Source organism: Streptomyces sp. NPDC001222 (genome assembly GCF_042896945.1).
Lineage (GTDB): Bacteria > Actinomycetota > Actinomycetes > Streptomycetales > Streptomycetaceae > Streptomyces > Streptomyces gibsoniae.
The window spans coordinates 26,326-39,311 of the sequence record NZ_JBIAXT010000037.1; the positions used below are offsets into that span (position 1 = coordinate 26,326).

Annotated in this window: 12 protein-coding genes and 3 tRNA genes; 7 read left to right on the top strand and 8 right to left on the bottom strand. The window is 70.3% G+C overall.

Annotated features, from left to right (window positions below; genetic code table 11):
• Positions 1 to 45: 45 nt before the first annotated feature.
• Positions 46 to 945: a phosphoribosylaminoimidazolesuccinocarboxamide synthase gene (locus tag ACFY2Z_RS34710; RefSeq protein WP_390747992.1), complete on the top strand. Its 900-nt coding sequence runs from the start codon at positions 46 to 48 to the stop codon at positions 943 to 945.
• Positions 946 to 1,004: 59 nt separating this feature from the next.
• Here ACFY2Z_RS34710 and ACFY2Z_RS34715 read toward each other — a convergent pair.
• The 8 genes from ACFY2Z_RS34715 to ACFY2Z_RS34750 all read right to left on the bottom strand — a co-directional run bounded on the left by ACFY2Z_RS34715 (position 1,005) and on the right by ACFY2Z_RS34750 (position 6,058).
• Positions 1,005 to 1,080 (bottom strand) — tRNA-Gly (locus ACFY2Z_RS34715).
• A 23-nt stretch (positions 1,081 to 1,103) separates the two neighbouring features.
• Positions 1,104 to 1,724: a response regulator gene (locus ACFY2Z_RS34720; protein WP_390747993.1), complete on the bottom strand. Its 621-nt coding sequence runs from the start codon at positions 1,722 to 1,724 to the stop codon at positions 1,104 to 1,106.
• Positions 1,721 to 2,986: a sensor histidine kinase gene (locus ACFY2Z_RS34725; RefSeq protein WP_390747994.1), complete on the bottom strand. Its 1,266-nt coding sequence runs from the start codon at positions 2,984 to 2,986 to the stop codon at positions 1,721 to 1,723. The genes ACFY2Z_RS34720 and ACFY2Z_RS34725 overlap by 4 nt, the downstream gene beginning before the upstream one ends.
• 252 nt (positions 2,987 to 3,238) lie before the next feature.
• Positions 3,239 to 4,027: an ABC transporter permease gene (locus ACFY2Z_RS34730; RefSeq protein ID WP_390747995.1), complete on the bottom strand. Its 789-nt coding sequence runs from the start codon at positions 4,025 to 4,027 to the stop codon at positions 3,239 to 3,241.
• A complete protein-coding gene (locus ACFY2Z_RS34735; RefSeq protein ID WP_390747996.1) occupies positions 4,024 to 5,034 on the bottom strand; it encodes an ABC transporter ATP-binding protein in 1,011 nt (336 codons plus the stop codon). The genes ACFY2Z_RS34730 and ACFY2Z_RS34735 overlap by 4 nt, the downstream gene beginning before the upstream one ends.
• Before the next feature lie 174 nt (positions 5,035 to 5,208).
• Positions 5,209 to 5,284, bottom strand: a tRNA-Gly gene (locus tag ACFY2Z_RS34740).
• 77 nt (positions 5,285 to 5,361) lie between these two features.
• Positions 5,362 to 5,436 (bottom strand) — tRNA-Gly (locus ACFY2Z_RS34745).
• Positions 5,437 to 5,740: 304 nt separating this feature from the next.
• Positions 5,741 to 6,058: an Lsr2 family protein gene (locus ACFY2Z_RS34750; RefSeq protein WP_311695854.1), complete on the bottom strand. Its 318-nt coding sequence runs from the start codon at positions 6,056 to 6,058 to the stop codon at positions 5,741 to 5,743.
• A gap of 361 nt (positions 6,059 to 6,419) precedes the next feature.
• Here ACFY2Z_RS34750 and purS point away from each other — a divergent pair, with 361 nt between their 5' ends.
• The 6 genes from purS (at position 6,420) to purF (ending at position 12,967) form a co-directional block, all read left to right on the top strand.
• Positions 6,420 to 6,683, top strand: a complete 264-nt coding sequence (purS, locus tag ACFY2Z_RS34755; protein WP_108956272.1) for a phosphoribosylformylglycinamidine synthase subunit PurS — start codon at positions 6,420 to 6,422, stop codon at positions 6,681 to 6,683.
• Entirely contained in the window at positions 6,680 to 7,360 is a 681-nt protein-coding gene (purQ, locus tag ACFY2Z_RS34760) for a phosphoribosylformylglycinamidine synthase subunit PurQ (protein WP_355917988.1), read from the top strand. Before purS ends, purQ begins: the two co-directional genes overlap by 4 nt.
• The gene (gene purL, locus ACFY2Z_RS34765) at positions 7,357 to 9,615 is read left to right on the top strand and encodes a phosphoribosylformylglycinamidine synthase subunit PurL (RefSeq protein ID WP_390747997.1); all 2,259 of its coding nucleotides are present in this window, start codon (positions 7,357 to 7,359) and stop codon (positions 9,613 to 9,615) included. Before purQ ends, purL begins: the two co-directional genes overlap by 4 nt.
• 74 nt (positions 9,616 to 9,689) lie before the next feature.
• Positions 9,690 to 10,469 carry a sterol carrier family protein gene (locus ACFY2Z_RS34770; protein WP_390747998.1) on the top strand — a complete coding sequence of 260 codons (780 nt, stop codon included), beginning with the start codon at positions 9,690 to 9,692 and terminating at the stop codon, positions 10,467 to 10,469.
• A gap of 52 nt (positions 10,470 to 10,521) precedes the next feature.
• Positions 10,522 to 11,355 (top strand): META domain-containing protein, encoded by an 834-nt coding sequence (locus tag ACFY2Z_RS34775; RefSeq protein WP_390747999.1) that lies wholly within the window; start codon positions 10,522 to 10,524, stop codon positions 11,353 to 11,355.
• An 85-nt stretch (positions 11,356 to 11,440) separates the two neighbouring features.
• Positions 11,441 to 12,967 carry an amidophosphoribosyltransferase gene (purF, locus tag ACFY2Z_RS34780; protein ID WP_388971910.1) on the top strand — a complete coding sequence of 509 codons (1,527 nt, stop codon included), beginning with the start codon at positions 11,441 to 11,443 and terminating at the stop codon, positions 12,965 to 12,967.
• Positions 12,968 to 12,986: the final 19 nt, after the last annotated feature.

Below are 12,986 nucleotides of genomic sequence, written 5' to 3' on the forward strand. Positions count from 1 at the left end.
ATACGGGAGAATCGAGCCGATTGGACAGAACCACGGGGAGGAACCGTGTCCGGATTCGTCGTAAAGCCCGAGCCCGTCCAGGTGCCGGGTCTGGTGCATCTGCACACCGGAAAGGTGCGCGAGCTGTACCAGAACGAGGCGGGCGACCTCGTGATGGTCGCCAGTGACCGTACGTCCGCATTCGACTGGGTGCTGCCGACCGAGATCCCGGACAAGGGCCGGATCCTCACCCAGCTGTCGCTCTGGTGGTTCGACCAGCTCCGCGATCTGGTGCCGAGCCATGTCCTGAGCACCGAGCTCCCGCCCGGTGCCCCCGCCGACTGGGCCGGCCGCACCCTGGTCTGCAAGTCGCTGCGGATGATCCCGGTGGAGTGCGTGGCCCGGGGCTATCTGACCGGCTCGGGCCTCGTCGAGTACCGGGAGTCCCGCACGGTCTGCGGCCTCGCCCTGCCCGAGGGACTGGTGGACGGCTCGGAGCTGCCCGCGCCGATCTTCACGCCTGCCACCAAGGCCGCGGTCGGCGAGCACGACGAGAACGTCTCCTACGAGGAGGTCGCCCGCCAGGTCGGCGCCGAGACCGCCGCCCACCTGCGGCAGGCGACCCTCGCGGTGTACGGGCGTGCCCGGGGCATCGCCCGCGAGCGGGGGATCATCCTGGCGGACACCAAGTTCGAGTTCGGGTACGAGGGTGAGACCCTCGTCCTCGCCGACGAGGTGCTCACCCCGGACTCCTCCCGCTTCTGGCCGGCCGACCTGTGGGAGCCGGGCCACTCCCAGCCGTCGTTCGACAAGCAGTTCGTCCGGGACTGGCTGACCTCCCCCGCCGCCGGCTGGGACCGCGCCGGCGAGCAGCCCCCGCCGCCGCTGCCGCAGGAGATCGTGGCGGCGACCCGGGCGAAGTACGTGGAGGCGTACGAGCGTCTGACGGGCGTGAGCTGGGCCTGACGGCCGCCCGTCGCACACACGGGAAAGGCCCCGGTCGACTGACCGGGGCCTTTGCTCCGTGGAGCGGACGACGAGGCTCGAACTCGCGACCTCAACCTTGGCAAGGTTGCGCTCTACCAACTGAGCTACGTCCGCATTGCGCCGTAGCGCGAGAGCAACTATACCCAACCTCGCTCCCGTGCGAGACGCACCGCGGCATGACGGTTCTCCACCCCGAGTTTCGAGACGGCCGACGACAGGTAGTTCCGCACGGTCCCCTGCGACAGCGCGGCCCGCTCCGCGATCTCCGTCACGGGCGCACCGTCGGCGGCCAGCTCGAGCACCTCGGTCTCGCGGGCGGTCAGCGGGGAGTCCCCGGCGGAGATCGCGTCCGCGGCCAAGTCCGGGTCCACATAACGGTGTCCGGCGTGCACGGTGCGAATGATCTCCGCGAGCCGCTGCGCGCTGACGGTCTTGGGGACGAACCCGCGCACACCGGCCTGGAGCGCCCGCTTCAGATGCCCGGGCCGACCGTGACTGGTCACGATCAGCACCCGGCACTCCGGCAGTCCGGCCCGCAGGGATGTGGCGACCTTCACACCGTCGGCCCCCGGCATCTGAAGATCCAGCACCGCCACGTCGGGCCGGTGCGCCCGGGCCATGGCGAGTGCCTCGGGACCGGTCGCCGCCTCCGCGACCACCACGAGGTCGTCCTCCAGGGCCAGCAGCGCGGCGAGCGCGCCCCGGATGAGGTGTTCGTCGTCCGCCAGAAGCAGCCGGATCGGTGGGGAAGACGTCATGGAGTGACCTCGCTCACGGTGCGGGGCGGGACGAAGGACTCGGTGGGGGAGAGCGGCACCTCGGCGGTCAGCCGGAAGGAGCCCCGCCCGTCCGGTCCGGCCCGCAGGGTGCCGTCGACCTTGGACAGTCGCTCCCGCAGTCCCATGAGCCCCGCTCCCAGCTCCGGTCCGGGTCTCGGTGCCCCGTCGTTCTCCACGGACAGCACGGCCCGCCCTTCCTTGATCTCGAGGGTCACCGCACAGCGCCGGGCGTCCCCGTGGCGCAGCACGTTGGTGGCCGCCTCCCGTACCACCCAGCCCAGCGCCGACTGCACCAGTGGCGGCAGTCCGGCGGCCGAGCCGCTCACCGTGCACTCCATCCCGGCGGCCGTCAACACCCCCTGGGCACCGGCCAGTTCCTTGCCGAGATCCGCCTCGCGGTAGCCGCGTACGACCTCCCGCACCTCGCGCTGCGACTCCTGGGCCAACCGCTGCACCTCGATCATCTGCTCCACGGCCTCGGGGCGCCCGCGGCGCGCCAACTGGACGGCGAGTTCGCTCTTGAGGGCGATCACGGCGAGGTTGCGCCCGAGCACATCGTGCAGATCACGTCCGAACCGCAGCCGCTCCTCGGCGACGGCGAGCTGGGCCTCGATCTCCCGGGCGCGATCGGCCTCCCACAGCACGGACAGGGTCCACGCCCCGCACCGGGAGGTGAGCAGGCAGAAGAGGCCGACGAACCCGACCATGACGGCCGACCCCAGGGCTGCCATGGCGTCCAGCCGGGTCAGCCCGAGCACCAGGGCGAGGACGGCGGCGAGGACCGCGGTCTGCCGGAGGAACACCCGGAGCGGCACCAGCAGGCTGTACAGCATCCCGAAGGGCATCAGCGTGGCACCGAGCACGAGCCGGACGGTGATCGAGGGGGTTGCGTCCAGCAGGTCGAGCACCACGAGCAGCGCCAGTCCCAGTACCAGCAGCCCGACCGGTGCCCGCAGGGCGCGCGGCGGCAGCTCGGCGCGGCCCAGATAGTGATCGAGGACGGGCCGGACGCACCGGTTGGCCACCGCGCACTGGAGGGCACCCAGGAGCAGCAGCAGTCCGCCCAGGAGCCGCGGAACCGGCTCGGGGTGGAGTCCGGACAACAGCGGCAGCATGAGCCAGGACAGGGAGAACACCCAGAACGTGCAGTGCGTCACGATGACGCTCTGCAGCTCGACTCGGGCCGCCTTGCTGCGGTCGTGCCAGGTGCGGCGCTGCCAGTCCCTGAGTCGTCCGATCATCCTGTTCCCCCCTTCGAGCCGGGTGGCGGGTGTCTGTCCGCCGGTCTCTCGCTCCCCCGTCGCCGACGCGATCGGGCTCCCGGTCGTCCTCCTGCCCCGGGTCATCGCCACCGCGTCGCCGGTCCCGGGTGCACCGGTTGCCGGTTCCCTCACGTCCTTCGTCCCCCGATCAACCGCGGTCGACGGCCGTACGACCGCCTGCTCCCCATGTCCTGTCCGCGTCCGGTCCCGGCGGGTGTGGGCCGGCCAAGGTCAGCGCCGGGGCTCCCAGCGGAACCACCGTCGTACAGCAAACACCGCGAGCACGGTCCAGGCCACCGCCATCGCCCCGGCGGTGAGGGACGCGTGCGCGGAGAGGCCGCCCGTCCAGCCGCCGCGTATCAGGCGCATCGCCGGTGACAGCGGCAGCAGTTCGCAGAGGGAGGCGACACGGTGGGGGAGGAGGTCCGTCGGGACGGTGATGCCGGAGCCGAACATCGACACGAACAGCAGTGGCAGCGCCGTGACCTGTGCGCTCTCGACGGATCTGCTGAAGGTGGCGGTGAGCGCGGCCAGCGCCGCGCACAGCACCAGCGCCGACGCGAGCCCCAGGAGGGCGAGATGGGGTGCGCGGGGTGCCCCGGCGTCGAGGAAGGCCATGCAGCCGACGGCCAGAAGCACGCACTGCACGACGCCGATGCACACGGCGGGCAGCGCGGATCCGACGAGGATCTCGCGGTCGGTGAGCTCCCCGGTGCGCAGCCGCTTGAGGACCAGCTCCTCCCGGCGTGCCACATAGGTGCTCACCAGTGCCGCGTAGACCGCGAAGAGCAGGGAGAAGCCGATCGCGGCGATGATCACCATCGTGCCGGGTGTGAGCCCGTCGGCCTTGTGGGCCATCCGCTCGACCGCGGGCCGGGTGGCGAGAGGCAGGGTGGACGGCACGAGCACCGCCGTGGTGAGCACGCTCTTGTTGCGTCCGAGGAGACTCAGCTCGGCGCGGGCGAGGGCGCCGAGTCGTGTGAGGGGTGTGGGGCCGCCCGTGGTCGTGACACCGCTCATGCCGCCGCCTCCTTGCCGGCCGCCGTGCTCGCGGCCCTGCCGTCTCGTGGTCCGTCGTGGGGCGTTCGGCCGGTGTCCTCCCTCGCCTCACGGGCGATGTGCAGAAACGCCTCCTCGAGGGAGGCCGGGCGGATGTCGAGCGAGCGCAGCTCGACATGGGTGCGGTCGGCCCAGAGCAGCAGTGCGGTGGCGGTGCGTTGCAGCTCGTGCGTTCGCAGGCGGACCGTGCGACCGGTGGTCTCGTGGCCTGTGACGCCGAGTTCCCGAAGGGGCGGCAGGTCTCCGAGGAAGTACCCCTCGGGAAGTTCGAAGGACATCCGGGACGGCTGGGCGGCGGTCACCTCGGCCGGGGTGCCGCAGACGGCGATGCGTCCCTCGTGCAGGATCGCGAGCCGGTCGGCCAGCTCCTCCGCCTCTTCCAGATAGTGCGTGGTGAGCAGGACCGTGGTGCCCTCGGCGTGCAGCTCCCGGACCAGCTCCCAGGTGCGCAGCCGTCCTTCGGCGTCCAGGCCCGTGGTCGGCTCGTCCAGGAAGAGGATCTCGGGGCGGCCGAGCAGCGCGAGCGCGAGATCCAGGCGTCGCTTCTCGCCCCCGGACAGCTGTTTCACCCGGACGCCTGCCCGGTGGGCGAGGCCGACCAGTTCCAGTGCCTCGCCCGTGGGGCGGGCACCGCTTGTGCAGGCGGCCCACATCCTGACGGTCTCCGTGACCGTCAACTCCGAGGGAAAACCGCCCTCCTGGAGCATCACTCCGATTCGGGGGCGTACGGCCGCCCGCTCCTCGTACGGATCGTGTCCCAGGATCCGCACCCGGCCGCCGGTCGGCGGTGCGAGACCCTCCAGCAGCTCCATCGTCGAGGTCTTGCCCGCCCCGTTGGTGCCGAGGAGCGCGAAGAGCTCGCCGCGGGCCACCGAGAGGGTGATTCCGCGCACGGCTTCGAAGCCGCCCCCGTACACTCGTCGCAGGTCAGTGACCTGGATCACTTCGTCACGCTCGTTCGCGTTCATGCTTCAAGCGTCCCGGCGTGCCGAGACCGGCGGCAGTGCGCGATGTCATCGCTCGGCATGACAAATGTCAGACGCTCGTCCGGCCCTACGTCGGGTCGGGCGCGCCCCGTCCTACGCCGGGTCGGGCGCGCACACGAGAGAGGCCCCGGTCGATTGACCGGGGCCTTTGCTCCGTGGAGCGGACGACGAGGCTCGAACTCGCGACCTCAACCTTGGCAAGGTTGCGCTCTACCAACTGAGCTACGTCCGCACTGCCCCCGACCGGCTCTCACCGATCGGTGCAAGCACCAGCTTACCTGATCCAGAAGACTGGTTGAGCCGGTGCCGTGGAGCGGGTGACAGGGATTGCACACTGCGCCTCCCCCTTGGAAAGGGGGTGTTCTGCTACTGAACTACACCCGCGTGACTCCTCGGGTCTCGGCCTCTCGGCCTCACCCCTCGGCGTGCTCCAGACTTTAGCTGATCACCTGGGGTGCAACGCAAGTCGGTTGCGAGCGGGCCGGGATGGCGGCCGCCGTACGCCGCCACCAGGGCGCGGGTGCAGGGACGTCGGCGCCGGAGTGCCGCCGGGAGGGACCCCCGACCGGCACAGTGGTCTCCGGCGGGGCGGTCACCTCGACGGCCACATCAACCCCGACCGTCACACCAGCCCCGGCAGTTCAGCAGCCGACGGACGCACCGGCGCCCTCGACCGCCCCGCCGTCCCTCACTGCGACTCGGCGAACGCCTCGTAGACCTTCTTCGGGATCCGGCCCCGCGGCGGCACGTCCATCTTGTTGGAACGGGCCCAGGCGCGGACGGCGGCCGGGTCCGGGGTCAGCGCCGTGTGCGTGTACGCCTTCCCGGACTTGGCCTTCTTGCGGCCGGCCTCGACGTAGGGTGCCAGCACCTTACGCAGTTTCTTGGCATTGGCTTGATTGAGGTCGATCTCGTACGACTTGCCGTCCAGTCCGAAGACGATCGTTTCCGCCGCTTCTGAGCCGTCGATGTCGTCAAAGAGAGTGACCACGACACGCTGCGCCACGAATATCGGTCCCTTCGTGCGGCACCTCCGCGCTCATCCGCCATGACGTGCGCGGACGTCCGGGGATGCCGGGGAGATGTCGACTGTCCGGCAGTAATTGGGCAAAGTATCGGCTATTGCCATTTCCTTTGTACAGTGCCCGGCATTGCATTGTGAAGACCAGCTGAATACGTCCGCGTGTCCACCGGGCAATGCTTCGCCGCGCTCTTCTGCGGTTTTTCCGAGGATTTTCCGTGTGGAGCCCGCCCGGCGTTGCGCGATCGTGATGGGGCTCACGTAGGAAGCTACGAATCTACGCGAGTAGAAATTTTGTGCGGGTAGTCTGAAGGAACCTGCTCAGCACCACACACCGGGAGTGCCAGTGGCACGCGTCGTAGTCGACGTCATGCTCAAGCCGGAGATCCTCGACCCCCAGGGCCAGGCGGTCCAGCGCGCCCTGCCGCGGCTCGGTTTCGAAGGCATCTCCGATGTACGTCAGGGAAAGCGATTCGAACTCGAGGTGGACGGTCCGGTCGACGACGCCGCGCTCGCCCGCATCCACGAGCTTGCGGAATCCTTCCTCGCCAACACCGTGATCGAGGACTTCACCGTCAAGGTGGAGGAAGTGGCGGAGGCCGCCAAGTGACCGCTCGTATTGGCGTCGTCACTTTCCCCGGGAGCCTCGACGACCGGGACACACAGCGCGCGATCCGCCTCGCCGGCGCCGAGCCCGTCGCCCTCTGGCACAAGGACAAGGACCTCAAGCAGGTCGACGCCGTGGTGCTGCCCGGCGGTTTCTCCTACGGCGACTATCTGCGCGCCGGTGCCATCTCCCGGTTCTCTCCGGTGATGGAGACCGTCATCGAGCAGGCGAAGGCCGGTCTGCCGGTCCTCGGTATCTGCAACGGCTTCCAGATCCTCACCGAGGCCCACCTCCTCCCGGGCGGGATGCTCGGCAACGACCACCTCCACTTCATCTGCCGCGACCAGAAGCTGCGGGTGGAGAACGCGGAGACGTCCTGGACCAGCGACTACACCGCCGGTCAGGACATCCACATCCCGCTGAAGAACATGGACGGCCGGTACGTCGCCGACGAGTACACGCTCGACAAGCTGGAGGCCGAGGGCCGGGTCGTCTTCCGCTACCTGGACTTCAACCCGAACGGCTCGCTCCGTGACATCGCCGGCATCACCAACGAGGCCGGGAACGTCGTCGGCCTCATGCCGCACCCGGAGCACGCCGTCGAGCCGCTGATCGGTACCGGCCGTACCGACGGGCTCCCGTTCTTCACGTCGATCCTCAAGAAGCTGGTGGGCGCATGAGCCGGACGCCTCTGGACACGGTCGAGCACGCGACCGCGACCCCCGACGTCGAGCTGCCCTGGGCCGAACTCGGCCTGAAGAAGGACGAGTACGAGCGGGTCGTCGAGATCCTGGGCCGCCGCCCCACCGGCGCCGAGCTCGCCATGTACTCGGTCATGTGGTCCGAGCACTGCTCGTACAAGTCCTCCAAGGTCCACCTCCGCCAGTTCGGTGAGAAGGCCCCCCAGTCCGACGCGCTCCTCGTCGGTATCGGCGAGAACGCCGGTGTCGTCGACGTCGGCCAGGGCTACGCGGTGACCTTCAAGGTCGAGTCGCACAACCACCCCTCCTATGTGGAGCCCTACCAGGGCGCCGCGACCGGTGTCGGCGGCATCGTCCGCGACATCATCGCGATGGGCGCGCGGCCGGTGGCCGTCGTCGACCCGCTGCGCTTCGGCGCGGCCGACCACCCGGACACCAAGCGCGTGCTGCCGGGCGTCGTCGCCGGCATCGGCGGCTACGGCAACTGCCTCGGGCTGCCCAACATCGGCGGCGAGGTCGTCTTCGACGCCTGCTACCAGGGCAACCCGCTGGTCAACGCGGGCGCCATCGGTGTGATGCGGCACGAGGACATCCACCTCGCGAAGGCCTCCGGCGCGGGCAACAAGGTCGTTCTGTACGGTGCCCGCACCGGCGGCGACGGCATCGGCGGCGCCTCGATCCTCGCCTCCGAGACCTTCGACGACGCCAAGCCGTCGAAGCGCCCGGCCGTCCAGGTGGGCGACCCCTTCCAGGAGAAGCTGCTCATCGAGTGCACCCTGGAGGCCTTCCGGGAGAAGCTGGTCGTCGGCATCCAGGACCTCGGCGCCGCCGGTCTGTCCTGCGCGACCTCCGAGCTCGCCTCCAACGGCTCCGGCGGTATGCGTGTCACCCTGGACGACGTACCGCTGCGCGACTCCACGCTCTCGCCGGAGGAGATCCTCATGAGCGAGTCGCAGGAACGCATGTGCGCGGTCGTCGAGCCGGAGAAGGTCGACCGGTTCCTGGAGATCTGCGCCAAGTGGGACGTCATCGCCACCGTCATCGGTGAGGTGACGGACGGGGACCGGCTGGAGATCTACTGGCACGGCGAGAAGATCGTCGACGTCGACCCGCGCACGGTCGCGCACGAGGGCCCGGTCTACGAGCGTCCGTACGCCCGCCCCGAGTGGCAGGACGCCCTCCAGGCCGACGACGCGAACAAGCTGCCGCGGCCCAAGACGTCCGAGGAGCTGAAGGACCAGGTCCTGCGGCTGGTGGCGTCCCCCAACCAGGCGTCCAAGAAGTGGATCACCTCCCAGTACGACCACTTCGTCCAGGGCAACACGGTCCTCGCCCAGCCCGAGGACTCCGGGATGATCCGGATCGACGAGACGTCCGGGCTCGGTGTCGCCATCGCGACCGACGGCAACGGGCGGTACGCGAAGCTCGACCCGTACGCGGGCGCGCAGCTCGCGCTCGCCGAGGCGTACCGGAACGTGGCCACCACGGGCGCCAAGCCGCTCGCCGTCTCCGACTGCCTGAACTTCGGCTCACCCGAGGACCCGGCCGTCATGTGGCAGTTCGCGGAGGCCGTCCGCGGACTCGCGGACGCCTGCCTGCAGTTGGGCACGCCGGTGACCGGCGGCAACGTCTCCCTGTACAACCAGACGGGCGAGGTGGCCATCCACCCGACCCCGGTCGTGGCGGTTCTGGGTGTCATCGACGACGTCGCCCGCCGCACCCCGGTCGCCTTCCAGGAGGAGGGCCAGCTCCTCTACCTGCTCGGCGACACCCGTGAGGAGTTCGGCGGTTCGGCCTGGTCACAGGTCGTCCACGACCACCTCGGCGGTCTGCCGCCGCAGGTCGACCTGGAGCGCGAGCGACTCCTGGGCGAGATCCTGATCTCCGCCTCCCGCGACGGCATGATCGACTCCGCACACGACCTGTCCGACGGCGGTCTGATCCAGGCCGTGGTCGAGTCGGCGCTGCTCGGCGGCAAGGGCGCGCGGCTGATCGTGCCGGACGGGCTCGACGCGTTCACCTTCCTCTTCTCCGAGTCGGCGGGCCGCGCGATCGTCGCGGTGCCCCGCTCCGAGGAGATCCGCTTCAACGACATGTGCGGCGCGCGCGGCCTGCTCGTCACCCGCATCGGTGTCGTGGACGGCGACACGGTGGAACTCCAGGGCGAGTTCGAGCTGCCGCTGACGGAACTGCGCGAGGCCCACGAGCGGACCATCCCGGCACTCCTCAAGTAGGCCCCGGCCGTACGACGGTGAGGACCCCGCCCGTTCCGACGGGCGGGGCCCTCGCCATGTATAGGCTCACCCCCATGTCCCCGGCCAAGAAGCGCGCCCGCACTTACGACCCCGCGAGGACCCGCGCCGCGGTCCTCGCCCAGTTCGGGAACGTACGGGAAGCCGTGGGCACCCTCACCCCCGCTCAACTCGCGCTCCCCACCCGGCTCGGGGACCGGACCGTACGGGAACTGGTCGCGCATCTCGGCGCGGCCCTCGGGGCCGTCGGCCGCTTCCTCGACAAGCCGGAGCCGGCCCGGCCGAACGCCACCCTCCTGGACTGGCCGTTCGCCGCCCTCGCCGACATCGCCCGCGCACCGGCCGAGCAGCACCCCGACCCCGGCGCCTTCCTCGCCGACACGGAGCAGCACTTCGCGCAGCGCCTCGCGGAGGCGCCCGCCACCCGGCTGCTCGACACCGATGCGGGCGCCATGCCGCTGGCCGACTACCTCGTCACCCGCACCGTCGAACTCGTCGTCCACACCGACGACCTGAACGACGCCGTCCCGGGTCTCGACATCCCGTACGACCGTCAGGCCCTCGCCGCCTGCACCCGGTTGCTCGCCGACGCGCTCGCGGTCAAGGCGCCCGGTGCCTCGACCGAGGTGCGCGTTCCGCCCTTCGCCGTCGTGCAGTGCGTCGAAGGCCCCCGCCACACCCGCGGCACCCCGCCGAACGTCGTCGAGACCGACCCGCTGACCTGGATCCGGCTGGCGACGGGCCGTACCTCATGGGGCTCGGCCCTCGCCGACGCCAAGGTCAGCGCGAGCGGTGAACGGGCCGACCTCGGTGCCCTGCTGCCGCTGATGACCTGACCGGCCGGGCGCGACCGTGGAACCGTGCCCGAGCGGCACCCGTCCCACCCCCATGGACAAGCACCGACTGGCCCTCACCGTGCTGACCCTGGTCCCCCTCGCCGTGGCCTGCGGCACCGGATCCGCCTCGGACGGCGGCAGCGGATCCGCCTCGGCCGGCGGCGGGTCCGTCGTCCGGCGCACCGACCCGTCGTCCGTCACCGGCGTCCACTGGCGGGTGGAGAGCCTCAGCTCGGGCGGCACCACCCGGAAGGCCCCCGACGGCGCCTACCTCCGGATCGACGACCACGGCCGGGCCCACGGCAACTACGGCTGCAACAGCTTCGGCGCGCCGGCCGCCCTCCGGGCCGGCCGTATCGACTTCGGTCCCGCCGAAGCCACCGACATGGCCTGCGCCAAGGACCCGATGGCCTTCGAGGCGGCTTTCTCCCGGGCCCTCGTGGGCCGTTCGCTCGCCGCCGCCGTCGACCACGGCAGGCTCACCCTCACCACCGAGAACGGTGACCGGGTGCGCCTGACCAGGGAGCGGGACGCGCCCCTGCACGGCACCAGGTGGCGGATCACCGCGCTGGTCGACAAGGACGTCGCCTCCTCGCTGCCGACCGCGGCCGCCGGCAAGGCCTGGTTCACGCTGGACCGGAAGGCGGGCACGGCGTCCGGCAGCCTCGGCTGCAACCGGTTCACCGCGCGCGCGACGGTACGGGACCGTCACCTCACTCTGGGCAGTCCCAGGACCACCCGCAAGATGTGCGACGGCTCACTCATGAGCGTCGAGAGGAATCTGACCGAACGGCTCGCCCGGCCGCTGTCCTATCGGCTCACCCATCGTGCGATCACGCTGACCAGCGAAAACGGCAAGGGTGTCCAGGCGGCCGCGCAGCGCTGAACCCGTCCGGCCGACGTGGCCGGAGTCCGTGTGCGGCAGATGACCGGATTCGGACCAGTGCACGATCTCGCCTACACTCGGAGCCGTGCCACGTGGTGACGGTCGACTCAATCACGATCTGCTTCCCGGCGAGAAGGGCCCCCAGGACGCTTGTGGCGTCTTCGGTGTCTGGGCTCCGGGTGAAGAGGTCGCAAAGCTCACGTACTTCGGGCTCTACGCCCTTCAGCACCGGGGTCAGGAATCCGCGGGAATCGCGGTCAGCAACGGCTCCCAGATCCTCGTCTTCAAGGACATGGGCCTGGTCTCCCAGGTCTTCGACGAGACTTCGCTCGGTTCGCTCCAGGGTCATATCGCGGTAGGACACGCCCGCTACTCGACCACCGGTGCCTCCGTCTGGGAGAACGCCCAGCCGACGTTCAGGGCCACGGCGCACGGATCCATCGCGCTCGGTCACAACGGCAACCTGGTCAACACGGCGCAGCTCGCCGAGATGGTCGCCGCTCTCCCCAAGGAGAACGGCCGCGCCACCCAGGTGGCCGCCACCAACGACACCGACCTCGTCACCGCGCTGCTGGCCGGCCAGGTCGACGACGACGGCAAGCCGCTGACCGTAGAGGAAGCGGCCGCCAAGGTCCTGCCGCAGGTCATGGGCGCCTTCTCGCTCGTCTTCATGAACGAGCAGACCTTGTACGCGGCCCGCGACCCGCAGGGCATCCGCCCGCTGGTCCTCGGCCGCCTGGAGCGCGGCTGGGTCGTCGCCTCGGAGACCGCCGCCCTCGACATCACGGGCGCCAGCTTCGTCCGCGAGATCGAGCCCGGCGAGTTCGTCGCGATCGACGAGAACGGACTGCGCAGCTCCCGATTCGCGGAAGCGAAGCCCCGCGGCTGTGTCTTCGAGTATGTGTACCTGGCCCGCCCGGACACCGACATCGCCGGCCGCAACGTCTACCTCTCGCGCGTCGAGATGGGCCGCCGCCTGGCCAAGGAAGCGCCCGCCGACGCCGATCTGGTCATAGCGACCCCGGAGTCCGGGACCCCCGCGGCGGTCGGTTACGCGGAGGCCTCCGGCATCCCGTTCGGCTCCGGTCTGGTGAAGAACGCGTACGTCGGCCGTACCTTCATCCAGCCCTCGCAGACCATCCGCCAGCTCGGCATCCGCCTGAAGCTGAACCCCTTGAAGGAAGTCATCAAGGGCAAGCGCCTGGTCGTCGTCGACGACTCGATCGTGCGCGGCAACACCCAGCGGGCGCTGGTGCGCATGCTGCGCGAGGCGGGCGCCGCCGAGGTCCACATCCGGATCTCGTCCCCGCCGGTGAAATGGCCCTGCTTCTTCGGCATCGACTTCGCCACCCGCGCCGAGCTGATCGCCAACGGCATGACGATCGAGGAGATCGGCACCTCGCTGGGCGCCGACTCCCTGGCCTACATCTCCCTCGACGGCATGATCGAGGCGACCACCATCGCCAAGCCGAACCTGTGCCGCGCCTGCTTCGACGGGGAGTACCCGATGGAGCTGCCCGACCCGGAGCTGCTGGGCAAGCAGCTGCTGGAGACCGAGCTGGCGGCCGGTCCGGCCGCCACGGCCGCGGCCGATGCGATCCGTCGCCCGTGACATCTGCCGTACGACACGA

What these genes read in the sequence shown, in the direction of transcription:
- ACFY2Z_RS34720 (WP_390747993.1), bottom strand. Translation starts at nt 1,724, where the DNA reads ATGACGTCTTCCCCACCGATCCGGCTGCTTCTGGCGGACGACGAACAC.
- ACFY2Z_RS34725 (WP_390747994.1), bottom strand. Translation starts at nt 2,986, where the DNA reads ATGATCGGACGACTCAGGGACTGGCAGCGCCGCACCTGGCACGACCGC.
- ACFY2Z_RS34730 (WP_390747995.1), bottom strand. Translation starts at nt 4,027, where the DNA reads ATGAGCGGTGTCACGACCACGGGCGGCCCCACACCCCTCACACGACTC.
- ACFY2Z_RS34735 (WP_390747996.1), bottom strand. Translation starts at nt 5,034, where the DNA reads ATGAACGCGAACGAGCGTGACGAAGTGATCCAGGTCACTGACCTGCGA.
- purL (WP_390747997.1), top strand. Translation starts at nt 7,357, where the DNA reads ATGAGCCGGACGCCTCTGGACACGGTCGAGCACGCGACCGCGACCCCC.
- ACFY2Z_RS34770 (WP_390747998.1), top strand. Translation starts at nt 9,690, where the DNA reads ATGTCCCCGGCCAAGAAGCGCGCCCGCACTTACGACCCCGCGAGGACC.
- ACFY2Z_RS34775 (WP_390747999.1), top strand. Translation starts at nt 10,522, where the DNA reads ATGGACAAGCACCGACTGGCCCTCACCGTGCTGACCCTGGTCCCCCTC.